Below are 17159 nucleotides of genomic sequence, written 5' to 3' on the forward strand. Positions count from 1 at the left end.
TTTATGACTCCGTAATTGAATGACAATACGCCAGATAAATAATGTTTATTTAAATTTTGAGTGTAGCTCAGCTCTATATTCTTTCAGCACTTCATCAATAACCCAACTGGTACGTGAGGCAGATATGCCAGTAGAAGGGCTGATATCTTTTCCTCTTAATTGCTGAATAATTGTCTGTATAAATGGCATTTGAATATTTTTGGGATTTTCAAAATTAAACTGATGTAATGTATTTTTGTCATCGTAATATGAAATTGGAGAATCCCCGAATGTGGAAAAAATTATTTTGCCTTTTGTCCCCATTATTTCCACCCTATCTTCACGAGAGCTGGCAACAAAATTCCAGATTCCGACGCCCTGTACTTGATTTTCAAACACGAATGACATTGAAACACAATCTTCTGCCGGATACGCTTTTGCCTGAGAGTTCGCATGCCCTTTGACGGAAACAATTTTTCCCAGCAGAAAGTCCAGCATATCCAGTGTATGGCAGGCTAAATCAACAAATAACCCCCCACCGGATATTTCTGGCTGTACAAACCAGGGAAGGTTTTCGGGATCAAGATAGCGAGATTCCATTTCCCGGCATAATTGGCAACTGACAATACGTGGAGTACCAATCGCACCTGAATCAATGAGTTCTTTTATTTTTAAAAATCTTGGTAATGCTCTACGGTAATAAGCGACAAATAATGGCACATTATAGCGTTGGCAGGCAGTAATCATTTCATTACATTCTGAAAATGTCAGAGCCATCGGTTTTTCTACATAAACAGCTTTACCGGCTGCGGCAGCTAATAAAGTATATTTCTTATGACTAGAGGGCGGTGTTGCAATATAAACGGCATCAATTTCCGGATCGTTAATCAGAGATTCAGCATCAGAATACCATTTGGGGACATTGTGCCTATGAGCAAAATCTTTTGCTAATTCTTCATTCCGGCGCATGACAGCAATTAATTCTGAATTTTCCAGTTTATAAAAAGCGGGGCCACTTTTTACTTCTGTTACATTACCACAACCAATAATACCCCATCTGATTTTCTGCATTTTATTTTTCCGGTATATTTATCTATGAATAGCCAATATCCGTTCGATTTTATAATAGCCTTTTTGCTTATTCTATGTCTTTATGGACGATAATTTATATTGTTACATTAGGAAAATTTATTGCCTGATATCCTATGCTGGATATAGAAATGCTCAGATTATGGATTTTGACGCGCGCTGTAGAAGCATTCTGGCGATACTTTTTTCTTATTGTGGCATAATAGGCAACTATCGATTTTTCCAAATTCCCTTTTTATTCACTTTAAGAGCAAAAGTTGTGTTAAGTACAAACAACATCACTATGCAGTTTGGCAGTAAGCCTCTGTTTGAAAACATTTCTGTTAAATTCGGTAACGGCAACCGCTATGGCCTGATTGGTGCCAATGGTGCGGGTAAGTCAACCTTTATGAAAATTTTGGGAGGAGACTTAGCTCCGACCTCCGGTAATGTCAGCCTCGATCCGAATGAGCGTTTGGGTAAATTACGTCAGGATCAGTTTGCCTTTGAAGAATATACGGTACTGGATACAGTTATCATGGGCCACACAGAGTTGTGGGAAGTGAAACAGGAACGTGACCGTATTTATGCCATGGCAGAAATGAGCGAAGAAGACGGCTATCGTGTTGCTGATTTGGAAGTTGCTTATGGTGAAATGGATGGCTACAGCGCAGAAGCCCGTGCCGGTGAATTATTACTTGGTGTGGGTATTCCGGTAGAGCAGCACTATGGTTTGATGAGTTCAGTTGCTCCGGGCTGGAAATTGCGTGTCCTGCTGGCTCAGGCGCTGTTTTCTGATCCTGATGTTCTGTTACTTGATGAGCCAACCAACAACCTGGATATTGATACTATCCGCTGGCTGGAACAAGTACTGAATGATCGCAATAGTACCATGATTATTATTTCCCATGACCGTCACTTTCTGAACACTGTATGTACGCATATGGCTGATTTGGATTACGGTGAACTGCGCCAGTTCCCGGGTAATTATGATGAGTATATGGTGGCGGCAACTCAGGCACGCGAACGTCTGTTGGCAGATAATGCTAAGAAGAAAGCGCAGATTGTAGAATTGCAGTCGTTTGTCAGCCGCTTCAGCGCTAATGCGTCTAAATCCAAACAGGCAACTTCACGTGCCCGTCAGATTGACAAAATTCAGTTAGAAGAAGTGAAGGCTTCCAGCCGTCAGAACCCTTATATTCGCTTTGATCAAGAGAAAAAACTGTTCCGTAATGCACTGGAGCTAGAAGGTCTGACGAAAGGTTATGACAATGGCCCGCTGTTTAAAAATTTGAACCTGCTGATGGAAGTTGGCGAAAAAATGGCGGTGATTGGTGAAAACGGTATCGGTAAGACGACACTGCTGAAAACACTGATCGGCGAAACTGAACCATCTAGCGGTACGGTTAAATGGTCTGAAAATAGTACTATTGGCTATTATGCACAGGATCATGCCAGTGATTTTGATGGTAACCTGACTGTGTTTGAATGGATGAGCCAGTGGAGACGTGAAGGTGATGATGAGCAGGCAGTACGCAGTGTACTGGGGCGCTTATTGTTCAATCAGGATGATATCAGGAAGAAAGTCGGAGTTTTATCCGGTGGTGAAAAAGGCCGGATGTTGTTTGGCAAGCTGATGATGCAAAAGCCAAATATTCTGGTTATGGATGAACCGACCAACCACTTGGACATGGAATCTATCGAATCACTGAACCTGTCACTGGAACTTTATGAAGGTACGCTGATTTTTGTTTCTCATGACCGTGCTTTTGTCAGCTCATTAGCCAGCCGTATTCTGGAAATAAAATCTGATAAGGTCGTTGATTTTAAAGGTACTTATGATGAGTATCTGAGAAGTCAGGGAATTGCGCAATAATCCTGCTTATCAGATGACCCCGTTTAACGGGGTCAATCCTTATTTACTGCCGCACACTTCACATTGCGTATCTTTAGGCAGTTTTATTTCGCGAAACTGCATTGTCATCGCATCAAACAGTATAACTCTGCTTCGAGCAACTTTCCCGTATTGAGTCAGCAGCTTAATTGCCTCCATAGCCTGTAATGAGCCAATTGTACCCACAAGTGGTGCCATTACACCCGCTTCGACACAAGTCAGGCTATTTTCACCGAATAATCGGCTCAGACAACGGTAACAGGGTTCTTTCTCATGATAGGTAAAGACTGACAATTGTCCTTCCATCCGTATGGCAGCCCCGGAAACTAAAGCCGTTTTATGCCGATAACATAAACGATTAAGCTGTTCGCGAATGGCAACATTGTCGGTACAATCCAGCACAATATCATGCTGGATAATCAGTTCGCTTAGAGCTGGATCATCTAATAATCCTTCAACGGGACGGACAGTAATATGCGGGTTTATCTCCCGCAGCGTCAGCGCAGCGGAATGAACCTTAGCCATACCAATACGCTCATCACGATGCAGGATCTGGCGCTGTAAATTAGACAGGGAAACGGTATCAAAATCCAATAATGTGATTGTTCCAATCCCCGCTGCGGCCAGATATTGGGAAGCGGCACAGCCGAGCCCCCCCAAGCCGACTATCAGCACGTTGGATGATTTTAATTTTTCCTGACCGTCAAAATCGAAACCCCGCAGGACAATCTGCCGATTGTAACGAAGCATTTCTTTATCTGTGAGTTCACTAATCATTTCTTTAATCATTTATTGATTTTTCAGCAGCTGGTTGAAAAATTCTATCTGTACTGTTTCCCCCGCTGCAACAGAGCCGCGTTCCCGTTCAAGTACAATAAAACAATTGCCGAGACTATATGAACTGAAAATATGGGAACCCTGATGACCGGTTGTTTTTACTTCTAATTCACCCTGTTCATTTAATACCGCTATCCCGCGTTGGAAATCCAATCTGCCGGGCGATTTTTTCAGCGGTGTAACCGCTTTGGCATTAAGCCGAAGAGGGGGCAGCCATGAACTGAAGCCGGACAAGTGTGCAATCAGAGGCTGTACTAACTGATAGAAGGTCAGAACCGCGGATACCGGGTTGCCCGGCAGGCCACAAAACCACGCTTTTTCCAGCTTGCCGAAAGCAAAAGGTTTACCGGGTTTAATGGCTAATTTCCAGAAGCTAATCTGGCCCATCTCATCCAGAATCTGTTTAGTGTAATCGGCTTCACCAACGGAAACCCCACCACTGCTGATAACCAGATCAGCAAGGTCGTTAGCCTGAATAAAAGCGTGGCGCAGTGCATCAGGATCATCCGGAATGACACCGAGGTCGATAACTTCACAATCCAGTTTTTCCAGCATCAGGCGAACGGCAAAACGGTTTGTGTCATAAATTTGCCCGGTTTGTAGTGGCTCACCAATGGCTTGTAGTTCATCGCCGGTAGAAAAAACAGCAACTTTTAATTTGCGGAACACTTCAACCTTTGCAATCCCCAGCGAGGCAAGCAGAGGCAATTGTGCTGTAGATAATTTAATGCCTTGTGGCAGGACTGCTGTATTTTGGGCAATATCTTCGCCAATAGTGCGGATGTTCTGCCCCTGACGAACTGGATGTGTAAACCGGATGCCTGTTTCCGTTGTTTCTGTGTGCTCTTGCATAACAACGGCATCTGTACCTGTGGGGATGGGGGCGCCAGTCATAATGCGGATGCAGGTACCTGCGGGCCATTCCCCCTGAAATGGAACACCAGCCAGCGCTTTCCCGGCTTGCGGTAACGTCTGTGTTTCGTTCAAATCGGCAAGGCGAATGGCATAGCCATCCATCGCTGAGTTATCAAACGGTGGAACATTAATTGGGGAAATAATAGCTGTGGCAGTAATGCGGCCTGCTGAGTGCATCAGGCTGATTGTTTCGGTTTCGGAGAGAGGGGCGGTCTGGGACAGTAGTTTTTCTAACGCCTGTTCGAGTGAAATTAAGCCTGAGGTATAACAATGATCCATGATAACTCCCAATGTGCGGCAAATAGCATGGTGGCATTATGGCAAAGATCCTTTTAATGGGAAATTGTTATACCGAATAGATTCCAGATTACTGCTTGAAGGATAAAAGAAAGCGGTGCGGATTGACTAATAAAAGATGTATATCATATCCATGATTTGCTATAACTAAATTACGACAATTAAAACAAACGATTACATGAAAATTTAATCACTATGAGTAACCAAATTACAACATCTGATAATAGTAACTATCTGGCTATTCAAATCGCATTGAGCAGCTTTCTTGCTTTAGTTGTTGCGATGGGAATAGGGCGCTTTACCTTCACGCCACAAGTTCCACTGATGATTGCTGAATCACAATTCACGCTGACGGAAGCCGGGATTGTGGCGGCATTTAATTACCTTGGCTATTTTGCCGGTTCTTACGATGCGATGCGGGCGAAACGGTTTGTGGAATATCGTTTGTGGGCAGGTTTATGGGGGGCAGTCATTATTACACTTCTGTCAGCCCTGCTCGACGGCCCGCTATTACACAGCATTGCCCGCTTTTTTATTGGCTGGGCGAGTGGCTGGACATTGGTATTGGTTGCTGCATGGTCAAACGATGAACTGGCAAAGCTGAATCGCCCGGGGTTAAGTGCCGCGGTCTTTGCCGGAACCGGGATTGGTATTCTGGTCAGCGGAGTGCTGGCGGTTGGGATTCAATCGTGGGATATGAATGCGGCTCAGGCATGGGTTATTTATGGCATTCTGGCGCTATTGTGTAGTGTTTATGCCAGTCGCTATTTACCACGCCGGGGAGAATTACATCGACCACAAACTGCAATGCAAAAACTTGCTTTAACTCCTGAAATTAAGCGGTTGGTATGGAGTTACACCCTTGCCGGATTTGGCTATATTCTACCCGCCACATTTCTTTCTCAAATGGCTTCAGAACGTTTTCCCGGTAGCTTGTTTGCACAGTTTGTCTGGCCGATATTCGGAGGAGCATCTGTCATCGGTATTGCGATGGGAATTCTGTTGCGTCATATTTCAACAGCACAAATTCGTCTGGCTATCACACTCTGGCTTCAGGCACTGGGTATATTGGTAGCAGAAGTTGTACCCGGAATCAGTGGCCTTGTTATCGGCGCATTTCTGGTGGGAGGTGGTTTTATGTGTGTGGTGCAGCTGGCATTGCTGTATGGGCGCGAACTGGCTCCCAGCCATACTCATTATATGGCCGGGCTATTAACCACCGGTTATGCGCTGGGGCAATTGGTCGGGCCGATGCTATCAGCTATTTCGACTTGGCTGACCGGTAAATTGGAACCGGCGCTCTATATTGCATTTATTGGCTTGGTTATTGCGGGATTGCTGGTATTTAATCGCAATAAAACCTCTTATAAATAATCCTGATTTGGCGCATTGGTACTGTGCAGGTATATTGTGCGCCTGCCCTGATGGGGGTCAGTATATAGCCTGTCAGGCTACAATTTGAATGTTGGCAGGTATAGCTATTCAATATTCAATGTTGATATAGTTGTTCGTGGTAACAATATGAGCAAATGTCCCATCAATGGATATCATGTAATGGAAGTATTATCTTTGGAGAATTCGATGTCATCCTTAAGTACAGAAGCCGCGCTGGTGCATTCGGCACTGGTTGAGCGTGGTCTTGAAACCCCACTGCGTGAACAGACTTTAGAGCCTGAAGTGCGAAAAGTCCGCATTGAGGAACACATGACAGAAATTATGAAGCTGTTAAACCTCGATTTGAGTGATGACAGTCTGGCGGATACGCCGAGTCGTATTGCAAAAATGTATGTGGATGAAATATTTTCAGGTTTGGATTACAGAAATTTTCCGAAAATCACGCTGATAGAAAATAAAATGAAAGTCGATGAGATGGTGACAGTGCGGGATATCACACTAACCAGCACTTGCGAACACCATTTTGTGACTATCGATGGGAAAGCCACTGTAGCTTATATTCCTAAGGATAAAGTGATTGGGTTATCGAAAATTAACCGCATCGTCCAGTTTTTTGCGCAACGCCCACAGGTACAGGAACGATTGACTCAGCAAATTTTGATTGCACTTCAGGCTCTGCTTGGCACAAATAATGTTGCTGTTTCTATTGATGCTGTGCACTACTGTGTAAAGGCGCGTGGTATCCGTGATGCTACCAGTACCACAACGACCACATCTCTTGGCGGTTTGTTTAAGTCCAGTCAAAATACACGACAGGAATTTTTGCGTGCCGTGCGCCATTTGCACTTATCGTGATGAACCTGCATTACTATGACAAGTAGTAAATTAAATAGTGGAGCAGCGAGCCACAGGATTGCAGTGCTTGATAGCGTGCGTGGTTTTGCTGTTCTGGGCATATTGTTACTGAATATCTCAGGCTTTGCGTTGCCCTATGCCGCTTATACTAATCTCTTTTATAAAGCCGATGTTCTGTTTTCTGATGTATTAACATGGTCTGCCCTGAACACATTTGCTCAGGGAAAATTTTTATTTATTTTAACGCTGTTATTTGGCGCATCACTTGAATTATTGAGGCAGCGGGATTGCTACTGGAATCGTTGTAGGTTAGTGATTCTGGCGGTTATTGGTTTATTGCACGGAATTTTGCTCTGGGATGGCGATATCCTGCTGTCATATGGTCTGGCTGGCCTTCTGGTATTACATTGGATCAATAAGTGGCCCAATTTATTCAAACAGGGCATTGTCTTTTATTTATTTGGACTGATGATGTTCTACCTATTGGGGCTATTTCCGGTAGAGGAAAACAGTACTTTCTGGCATCCGTTAGAGCAGGATATTTTGCATGAAAGTTACTGGAAAACCCATGGTGGGTTAGTGGCGATAGAGCACCGTATCAATCAGATCAGCGGTGTAATGATAGTGACTATTGTGCAATATAGCTGGCAGATAATTGGAACTATGCTTTGCGGCGCAATGCTATTACGTAATGGTTGGCTGAAGGGCATGTACAGCCTTCATCACTATCGTCGTGCGGCTCTGTGGCTGTTTGTCATTGGCTTGTTGATTCACTCTCTCGCCCTGTCAGTATTGTATTTATATCCTTATAGCTACTTCACTGCCTGGACTATCCGACAGACCATCACTGAATTAGCGACACCATTTATCGCATTATCGTATGTGGCGCTGATTTATGGGTTCTGGCCGGTTATATTCCGTTGTCGAGTAGTTTTCTGGCTACAGCAGGTTGGCAGAATGGCGCTGAGCTGCTATTTAATGCAAACTTTAATTTGCACCACACTTTTTTATCATTTGGGGCTGTTTAATCAATTTGCTCGCTGGGAATTGTTAATATTCGTCCCTTTTATTTGGGGATGTAATATCGGGTTTGCCTGCTGGTGGTTAAAACGTTATCAGCAAGGGCCTGCTGAAAAACTCTGGCGGGTACTGACCAGAAAACTGCAAGAGAGATTTTAAACGATTAAGAGCCTATTTTCCGTTAATAGGCTCTTATTTGCTACGATTCCTAGTTTCCATCCCCTGTAACTCTTCTGGTGATACTGCAGGATAGCCTTCAATGCCTGTAGGGGCGATCTGCTGGCTGGGAATGGGGGTTAAAGGCCCCAGAAAACGGGGTTCGCGTTTTAAGATATACAGGTCAGCCCAGGCACCAAGGCGGGCAAATACTTCACGAAAACGTATCGTCATCATATTTTTAGGGGAAGAAACGGCATAACATTGCGCTTCTATACCCATGTGCATCGCAATAAAGAGAGCGCGTTCACAATGGAAGCGCTGGGTGATAATGGTGAAGTCATTGGTATCAAATACCTTTCGAGTTCTGACAACCGAATCTAAGGTCCGGAAGCCTGCAAAATCCATCACAATTTTAGAGGCCGGAATACCTGCTTTAATGAGATCTCTTCGCATCGTATTGGGTTCATTATAGCTGTGTTGGGCATTATCTCCGCTTAATAGCAGATATTTAACTTTTTCACTGTTATAGGCGTTAACAGCTCCCTGAATACGGTAGAAATAATATTGGTTATATGCGCCGGCTTTATAATATTTGGATGTACCCAAAACCATGCCCACTTCTCGTTCTGGAAGTTGTCTGAGGTCATCAAAAATATAGGGAGCCGTTTTCCAGCTGATCCAGCGATCAAGCATAATAGCTGATAGTATAAAAACAGCTATTATGAGGATTAGGCTGGTAATTAGATGCTTCCACATTATTTTTGCCTTTTATATAACCATGAACAAGTCATTAAAGGCTACTTTACTTGGAATATTGAAGCAAGTGTTGGATTAACCACATTAATACAAATATGCTTTGTGGGATAAATGCCTGCCGAAAATACTGGCAGGCATTAAGATTATCAGAATGATGTACGTTTATAGATGCGATATTCTGGTTTCCAGAAATTACGCTCAATCGCTTCTTCCAGAGCGTCTTCTGACGTGACCGTTGCGACACCCTGAATCTGGGCTTTTTTCGCCACTTCTTTGGCTATTTTGCGCGAAACATCCTGAATGTCATCAATCAATGGCAGTAGTGGGCCAGAGCCTGTTTGCGCCAGAGGAGAGCAATCTGCCAATGCGCGGCTTGCTGCCATTAACATGTCATCTGTTACACGTTTGGCTCCTGAAGCAATAACACCTAATCCGATACCCGGGAAGATATAGGAGTTATTACATTGGGCAATCGGGAATTCCTGACCTTCATACTGTACTGGTGAGAATGGGCTGCCTGTTGCAACCAGCGCTTTACCTTCCGTCCAGTTAATAATGTCTTCCGGACGGGCTTCTACGCGGGATGTCGGGTTAGACAACGGCATGACAATCGGGCGCTCACAGTGCTTATGCATTTCACGGATAATTTCTTCAGTGAACAGGCCTGACTGACCAGAAACACCAATCAGAACAGTAGGTTTGGCGTTACGGACAACATCCATTAATGACAGGCTGTCTTTGTCGACATCCCATGAGTGCAGAGTGCTGCTTTTCTGAACCAGTACGCTTTGGAAATCTAACAGGTTCGGTTGCTTATCAGTGAGTAACCCGAAGCGGTCGACCATGAATACACGGGCACGAGCCTGCTCATCACTCAAACCTTCTGATTTCATCTGAGCGATAATCTGCTCTGCAATACCACAGCCAGCAGAACCCGCACCAAGGAAGGTGACTGTCTGATCTTTCAGCTGACGGCCTGCGGCACGGCTGGCAGCAATCAGGCTGCCAAGAGCAACAGCAGCAGTCCCCTGAATATCATCATTGAAGCAGCAAAGATCATTACGATAGCGGGTCAACAATGGCATGGCATTGTTCTGAGCAAAGTCTTCGAACTGCAACAGAACATTCGGCCAGCGGCGTTTTACTGCCTGAATGAATTCATCGACGAAATCATCATATTCTTTGCCGGTAATGCGCGGATGGCGCCAGCCCATATAGAGCGGGTCGTTCAGGCGCTGCGGATTGTTTGTACCTACATCCAGCACGACAGGCAGGGTATAAGCAGGACTGATCCCGCCACAGGAGGTATATAGCGATAATTTACCGATAGGGATACCCATGCCACCAATTCCCTGATCACCCAGCCCCAGAATACGCTCACCGTCGGTTACAACGATAACTTTAACATTCTGTTTGGTGGCATTTTGCAGCATGTCATCAATATAAGCCCGGTTCGGGTAGGAGATGAACAAACCACGGGCACGGCGGTAAATATCAGAAAAATGTTCGCACGCTTCACCGACGGTTGGTGTATAAATGATAGGCATCATTTCGCTGAGATGTGCGTCAAGGAGCCGGTAGAAAAGAGTTTCGTTGGTATCCTGAATATTCCTCAAATAAATATGTTTATCCGCGTCATTTTTAAAATCGCGGTATTGGCGATAGGCACGCTCTGCCTGCTCTTCTATTGTTTCAACCGCTTGAGGCAATAAGCCATGCAGATTGAAATTGCTGCGTTCTTCTTCCGTAAAGGCGCTGCCTTTGTTTAGCAGGGGAAACTCCAACAGGATGGGGCCAGCGTAGGGAATATAAAGAGGACGTTTACTTTCGTGTTCCAGTTCCATGATGCTTACTCTTTGGACTAATCAATAACAAAATCGGCTACATATACTTCGTCTTTCAAGTTGCCTCTTTGTTGGCTGTGACGCATCTTGAAATCCATTGTGTATAGATCCTAAGAAGATAAAAAAATAAGTACAGTAAATGTTACTTAAATATGTTTATCATGAGCAAAAATGAGAGATAACATACAGAATTGGCTAATTAAATGTTATTTAATTTCTCACTTTTGCCCAAAAACCTTGCTGGGTGGTCAGAATGTGTGGCGTTCCGTCTGTTTGCAGCCGAGGTAATTTAAAGTAGCTTCGGTTGCATTCCACTGGGACAGGTGACCATTTTGCCCCTCAACAAGTATTGCCCGCTTGATCGAATGGCAATCACTTCCTGACATATTCATTAATATTAGCGCTGCCTGTAAAGGTGGCAAGCTTGGATTAAATGCCGCATTTTCTGCATAGCGACCAGTATAAACGCGATCTTGTTCATCTATCAGGGCAACACCGGAGTGGGACTGGCTATAGGGTGCATGGCTCTGATTCGCTGCATTTAATGCAGTCAGAACGAGTTCATCTTCAGCATCGAGCTGATAGCCGTGGTGAGTGTTATCCAGCAGAAATTGAGTGACAGATAAATCACGTGGGCCAAATGCTTCTGGCAGATAGTCGGCCAGTGTCAGGCGTGGGCGATCAGGTAAACAGATTTCCAGCTGTGTTCCGCTGTTTAATTCATTCATAAACTGTCGGCAGTGACCACAGGGAGAGTAATTAATGGTGATGGATACCAGTTTCTTCTCGCCACGTAACCAGGCATGAGTGATGGCTGATTGTTCGGCATGAACAGTTTGCTGCAATGCAACACCTGTAAATTCCATATTCGCGCCAAAATAGAGGTTGCCGCTCTCTCCCCGTGCGATAGCACCAACATGAAAGTTTGAGATAGGGGAAATGGCACAGGCCGCAGCGAGTGGTAGCAGGGCCAGTGCCAGTGCATGATCATCAAGGCCACAGGTCTGCTTAATTGACTCCACCTGCTCTGCTGTCAGCATAGCTGGAAAATCGTCATTACCAATATAGGGCAATAACGCCTTTTGCAATTCAGGCGTGATTTCTGACCAGATAGCATGAAAACGAGCTTGCATAAAATAATCTCCAAATTAATTAAAGGTTATTCTAGGATGAGTGCTCAGGTTTGTAATGTGATGCATGCCATATAATTCATGAAATTTCTGTAACAAAAATATTATTTTAGTAACTTATGTCAAATTTTTACTATCTGAACGAGTTTTCTGATGATTATTACTAGCTAAACAGGTGTAGTAGCACAGGAAACAAAAACGGTGCCACCAGCGAAGTAATAACTCCGCAAGTCATCAGTGCCAGTGAACTATATGCCCCTTCCACATGATCTATTTCTGCACATCGGGCTGTCCCGACGGCATGGGAAGCTGTCCCCATTGCCAGACCTCTGGAGGCTTTAGTTTTAATCTTCAATACATTAAACAGATTGTGACCAAAAATGGCACCCAGAATACCGACAGAAATTACACAGGCAGCACTGATTGCCGGAATACCACCAATGGAATGAGCCACAGCCATAGCGATAGGCGTTGTAACTGATTTCGGTAATATTGAAGCCGCGATTTCAGGTGTGGCTCCTGCCCATAAAGCGATAGCTGTGCCGGTTATCATTGCAGTGATACTGCCGATAAAACAGATACTGATGAGAGATTTCCACTGAGCCCGGATTTGGTGGAGTTGTTCGTACAGCGGAAAGGCCAGAGCAACAACGGCAGGTTGTAATAAATCATTCAATATTTCGCTACCGGCAAAATAGTGCTGATAAGGCGTGTGAGTTAACAACAGCAGAGGAATAATAACCGCCATTGATATCAATAATGGATTGAAAATAGGGAATTTGAGTCGAACGGCTAATTTTTTGGCAACATAAAAGACAGACAGAGTTAATGGGAGTGACCACCAGATATGGCTTAGCATTTTTTGTTTCCTTCCTGTTGTGAAAGCTCTGTTTGTGATGGTTTATTTTGTAGAGGTTTTTCTTGTGATCGTTGATCTTCCTGGTGGGTGCCAATAATGCTCCGTTCGCGATGGATATAGTGAGAACTGTAAGCGACGGTAATCATGACAATAACGGTACTGATAATGCAGGAAAGGGCAATCGGGACTATCTGTTGGCTGAGTTGTGGATAATACTGCATGACACCAACCCCGATAGGTAAAAAGAGCAGAGTCATATTTTTCATCAATAAATTACAGCCCGGTTTTACCCAATGAGCGGGGATAATCTGGAGTGACAGTAAACAGAACAGAAAAAGTAAGCCAATGATGCTGCCGGGAAGAGAGAAGGGGAGGTGTGCTGAGGTGAAGTTTCCGACAATGAGGCATAAATAGAGCAATGAAAATGCGCGCAGATATTGCCAGCCGAGCAGCAACACGTTCAGGAAAGACATAGCATATAATTCCTCAATATAAAGAGGGTTATCATACGACTAATATTGTAAATGTGCTACACGTCACATAAAAAATGCGGGCTTAAAAAACCCGCATTTTTACTTTTATTGTGTATTTTTCGTCAGATTATGCGGGTAATTATTTAACCTGCATACCCGGTTGGGCACCGCTATCCGGGCTTAACAGGAAAATTTCTTTTCCGCCGGGACCTGCTGCCATCACCATACCTTCTGAAATACCAAAACGCATTTTACGCGGGGCAAGGTTAGCAACCATAACCGTCAGGCGATTTTCCAGTGCTTTCGGATCTGGGTACGCTGAGCGAATACCAGAGAAGACCTGACGAGTCTCACCGCCAAGGTCTAGAACTAATCTCAGCAGCTTATCTGAACCATCAACAAAATCAGCCTGTTTAATTAATGCGATACGCATATCAACTTTGGCGAAGTCATCAAATGTGATGGTATCCTGAATAGGATCATCAGCCAGAGGGCCTGTCACGGTTTTTTGTGGCTTAATACTTTCTGTGGAATCCGCCACCATAGCTTCAACTTTAGCCATTTCGATACGGTTAAACAGTGCCTTAAATGGTGAAACATTATGGCTCAGCAGTGGCTGTGAAATTCCATCCCAAGTCAGTTCAGTATTCAGGAATGCTTCTGCACGTTCAGTCAGACCCGGAAGAATTGGTTTCAGGTAAGTCATCAGGACGCGGAACAGGTTGATGCCCATTGAGCAGACAGCCTGAAGATCGGCGTCGCGGCCTTCTTGTTTCGCGATAACCCACGGTGCCTGTTCATCAACATAACGGTTGGCGAGATCTGCCAGCGCCATGATTTCACGTATCGCCTTACCAAATTCGCGATTAGTGAAATCTTCTTCAATTCCCTGTGCCGCATCGACAAATTTTTGATACAAAGCAGGATCAGCAAGCTTATCTGCCAGTTTGCCACCAAAACGTTTATTGATGAAACCGGCGTTACGCGAAGCTAAATTAACAACTTTGTTTACGATGTCACTGTTAACGCGCTGAACGAAATCTTCCAGATTCAGATCGATATCATCGATACGGGAAGAGAGTTTTGCAGCGTAGTAATAACGCAGGCAATCTGCATCCAGATGTTTAAGATACGTTTCCGCCTTGATGAAAGTTCCGCGGGATTTCGACATTTTTGTGCCGTTGACAGTAATGTAACCGTGAACAAACACATTAGTTGGCTTACGGTAATTACTGCCTTCCAGCATAGCAGGCCAGAACAGACTGTGGAAATAGACGATATCTTTACCGATAAAGTGGTACAGATCAGTTTTAGAATCTTTTTTCCAGAATTCGTCAAAATTCAGGTCGTCACGCTTGTTACACAGATTCTGGAATGAACCCATATAACCGATAGGCGCATCCAGCCAGACATAAAAATATTTACCCGGCTCATCAGGGATTTCAAAACCGAAATAAGGCGCATCACGGGTGATATCCCACTGTTGCAGACCAGATTCAAACCATTCCTGCATTTTGTTTGCTACCTGCTCTTGCAGGGTGCCGGAACGAGTCCACTGTTGCAGCATATCGCTGAACGCAGGCAGGTCGAAGAAGAAATGCTCAGTCTCGCGCATTTCTGGTGTTGCACCGGATACCACTGAACGCGGGTTGATCAACTCTGTCGGCGCATAAGTCGTTCCGCACACTTCGCAGTTATCGCCATACTGATCTTCCGACTTACATTTCGGACAGCTTCCTTTAACGAAACGATCCGGCAGAAACATGCTTTTTTCCGGATCGAATAGCTGAGAAATTGTCCGGTTTTTGATGTAGCCGTTTTGCTTCAGTTTCAGATAAATTTCGGATGCAAGAGCTCTGTTTTCTTCGCTGTGCGTAGAGTGATAGTTATCATAACTAATCGCAAAACCAGCAAAATCCTGTTGATGCTCCAGATGCACTTTGTCGATCATTTCTTCTGGCGTGATCCCGGCCTGCTGAGCTTTCAGCATGATTGGTGTACCGTGGGCATCGTCAGCACAGACAAAGTGAACCTCTTTGCCGCGCATTCGATGATAACGAACCCAAATATCAGCCTGAATGTGTTCTAAAATGTGACCGAGATGAATTGGACCGTTAGCATAGGGTAACGCACAGGTCACCAATAATTTTTTCGCGACTTGAGACATAGTTAGGATCTGACTTCCATAAATTAAAAAGGGTTTTTGATGTTACCTGATAAGGAGCATTGCCGCTAGGGGAGGTTGACATTTCAGGAAGGATTTTAAGCAGCATGATGTCCGGTATCACTGTCTTTGCTAAAAAACGATTATACCGAGTCATCATGCCAGTATGTATATTGTTAGGGTTCATGCGGAATAAGTTATCTGCATCAAGACAATATCCTGAACTCATTTACTTTGAAGTTATATGCTGACTGATTTAAATGTGCCGCGCTGAATGACACTGAGTAGCCATCTTAGAAAACCCGGGATCTGTAGCAGGATCATAAATCCGAATGCTACCTGATATGCGATCTGAGGATAATGCCCGGCTGCATCTATAGGCCAAAAACCGATGATCACACCGAATATAGTTTGTATGAGAAAAGTGCCAAATAGAATCAGCAGATTAAGACAGGTAGAAGCACGCCCGGTCATCGCTGGCGATACACTTTGTGCCACGATAGAGTATTCCAGACCAGCAATGGCGCTTATCAAAGTAAATCCGACAGAGAGTAGCGGTAGTAACGGGAGGATGTTTAAAGCACATAAAACTTGTATCACCAGAAACAAAAAAATGCCTATTCCGCCAACTTCCATGGGTTTAATATTGAACTTACCGGCCCATTCAGTGATAGTGCCTACAAAAAGTGAGCCGACAACGCCTGCTCCCATTCCTATAAACAGATAGACCGAAGTGAGTTTATTACTGTAATGCCCTACATCCTGTAACCATTTTCCCATCCACAATCCTTGTAGCCCGAAAGCAACTGTATGAGGAAGTAATAACAAACTGATGACTTTGCGAAAGGAGTGATCTTTGTAAACTTCAATTAGCGAGGTAATCCGTGGCCACTTCACCATTTTATGTTCAATTGGGTCTTTGGGAACCCATATTGCGGTAACTACCATAACAATCAGAGTTACACCAGCCATAGCAAAGAATAGCGTTCGCCAGGAAATAAAACCTACCAGCCAGGCAACCGGCAATGTCGATAGCATGGCACCTAATCCCCCAACAGCCAGTAGGTACCCATAAATAGAGGGTAGTTTATTGTCAGGAACCCAAAAGGAAAGCACTTTGACCGACCCCATAAAGCAGGCTGCTAATCCCAGTCCAATAAGGATCCTGGCTAGTAATAACGTAGTGAAGTCCTGCCCAATACCAAATAGTAACGCTCCCACCACGGCAATACCTAAAAGAAACAGTTGCACTCCTTTTGGTCCATAGCGATCAAGGGCAAGTCCAACAGGCAGTTGAGCTAAGGAAAATGAAAGAAAGTAAGCACTTGATAAGATTCCGAGTTGTCCTGCGGACAATGACATTGCTGAAACCAAAAATGGTGTTAAGACAGCATTTATATTTCGGAACAGAAATGATATGCCGTGCCCGAATGCAAAAGGCAAGAATACATGAGTCATTACTTTAGACGAGTTTATTTGTTGAGCCGATGATATTTCAGCCATGATAATACCTT

The 17159-nt window shown here is 44.3% G+C and carries 14 protein-coding genes; 4 read left to right on the plus strand and 10 right to left on the minus strand.

Annotation, left to right across the window (positions count from 1 at the left end; translation table 11 throughout):
- Positions 1 to 45: 45 nt before the first annotated feature.
- Positions 46 to 1050 carry a Gfo/Idh/MocA family protein gene (locus Xsto_RS07640; RefSeq protein WP_099124672.1) on the minus strand — a complete coding sequence of 335 codons (1005 nt, stop codon included), beginning with the start codon at positions 1048 to 1050 and terminating at the stop codon, positions 46 to 48.
- Between the two features lie 277 nt (positions 1051 to 1327).
- Here Xsto_RS07640 and Xsto_RS07645 point away from each other — a divergent pair, with 277 nt between their 5' ends.
- Positions 1328 to 2923 (plus strand): ABC-F family ATPase, encoded by a 1596-nt coding sequence (locus Xsto_RS07645; protein ID WP_099124673.1) that lies wholly within the window; start codon positions 1328 to 1330, stop codon positions 2921 to 2923.
- Positions 2924 to 2962: 39 nt separating this feature from the next.
- Here the strand turns inward: Xsto_RS07645 and moeB are convergent, their stop codons facing one another.
- Positions 2963 to 3718 carry a molybdopterin-synthase adenylyltransferase MoeB gene (moeB, locus tag Xsto_RS07650; RefSeq protein WP_099109193.1) on the minus strand — a complete coding sequence of 252 codons (756 nt, stop codon included), beginning with the start codon at positions 3716 to 3718 and terminating at the stop codon, positions 2963 to 2965.
- A 12-nt stretch (positions 3719 to 3730) separates the two neighbouring features.
- Positions 3731 to 4972: a molybdopterin molybdotransferase MoeA gene (gene moeA / locus Xsto_RS07655; RefSeq protein WP_099124674.1), complete on the minus strand. Its 1242-nt coding sequence runs from the start codon at positions 4970 to 4972 to the stop codon at positions 3731 to 3733.
- Positions 4973 to 5224: 252 nt separating this feature from the next.
- On the opposite strand from moeA, the gene Xsto_RS07660 reads away from it, so the two are divergent.
- The 3 genes from Xsto_RS07660 (at position 5225) to yeiB (ending at position 8419) form a co-directional block, all read left to right on the plus strand.
- Positions 5225 to 6364 (plus strand): YbfB/YjiJ family MFS transporter, encoded by a 1140-nt coding sequence (locus Xsto_RS07660; RefSeq protein ID WP_193756890.1) that lies wholly within the window; start codon positions 5225 to 5227, stop codon positions 6362 to 6364.
- 207 nt (positions 6365 to 6571) lie between these two features.
- Positions 6572 to 7240: a GTP cyclohydrolase I FolE gene (folE, locus tag Xsto_RS07665; protein ID WP_099109162.1), complete on the plus strand. Its 669-nt coding sequence runs from the start codon at positions 6572 to 6574 to the stop codon at positions 7238 to 7240.
- 15 nt (positions 7241 to 7255) lie between these two features.
- Complete coding sequence (gene yeiB, locus Xsto_RS07670; protein WP_099124675.1) at positions 7256 to 8419, plus strand: DUF418 domain-containing protein YeiB; 1164 nt, start codon at positions 7256 to 7258, stop codon at positions 8417 to 8419.
- Between the two features lie 33 nt (positions 8420 to 8452).
- Here the strand turns inward: yeiB and sanA are convergent, their stop codons facing one another.
- From sanA to Xsto_RS07705, 7 genes are all read right to left on the minus strand, one after another.
- Positions 8453 to 9175, minus strand: a complete 723-nt coding sequence (sanA, locus tag Xsto_RS07675) for an outer membrane permeability protein SanA (protein ID WP_099109164.1) — start codon at positions 9173 to 9175, stop codon at positions 8453 to 8455.
- A 146-nt stretch (positions 9176 to 9321) separates the two neighbouring features.
- Positions 9322 to 11019: an NAD-dependent malic enzyme gene (locus Xsto_RS07680; RefSeq protein ID WP_099109165.1), complete on the minus strand. Its 1698-nt coding sequence runs from the start codon at positions 11017 to 11019 to the stop codon at positions 9322 to 9324.
- A gap of 248 nt (positions 11020 to 11267) precedes the next feature.
- Positions 11268 to 12152, minus strand: coding sequence for a cytidine deaminase (cdd, locus tag Xsto_RS07685; RefSeq protein ID WP_099109166.1), 885 nt, complete (start codon positions 12150 to 12152; stop codon positions 11268 to 11270).
- A 160-nt stretch (positions 12153 to 12312) separates the two neighbouring features.
- Entirely contained in the window at positions 12313 to 13008 is a 696-nt protein-coding gene (locus tag Xsto_RS07690; RefSeq protein ID WP_099124676.1) for a CidB/LrgB family autolysis modulator, read from the minus strand.
- Positions 13002 to 13481: a CidA/LrgA family protein gene (locus Xsto_RS07695; protein ID WP_099109168.1), complete on the minus strand. Its 480-nt coding sequence runs from the start codon at positions 13479 to 13481 to the stop codon at positions 13002 to 13004. The genes Xsto_RS07690 and Xsto_RS07695 overlap by 7 nt, the downstream gene beginning before the upstream one ends.
- A 139-nt stretch (positions 13482 to 13620) precedes the next feature.
- Complete coding sequence (gene metG, locus Xsto_RS07700) at positions 13621 to 15648, minus strand: methionine--tRNA ligase (protein WP_099124677.1); 2028 nt, start codon at positions 15646 to 15648, stop codon at positions 13621 to 13623.
- A gap of 237 nt (positions 15649 to 15885) precedes the next feature.
- A complete protein-coding gene (locus Xsto_RS07705; protein ID WP_099124678.1) occupies positions 15886 to 17148 on the minus strand; it encodes an MFS transporter in 1263 nt (420 codons plus the stop codon).
- Between the last annotated feature and the right edge of the window lie 11 nt (positions 17149 to 17159).

Origin of the sequence: Xenorhabdus stockiae, assembly GCF_002632825.1 — a bacterium.
GTDB lineage: Bacteria > Pseudomonadota > Gammaproteobacteria > Enterobacterales > Enterobacteriaceae > Xenorhabdus > Xenorhabdus stockiae.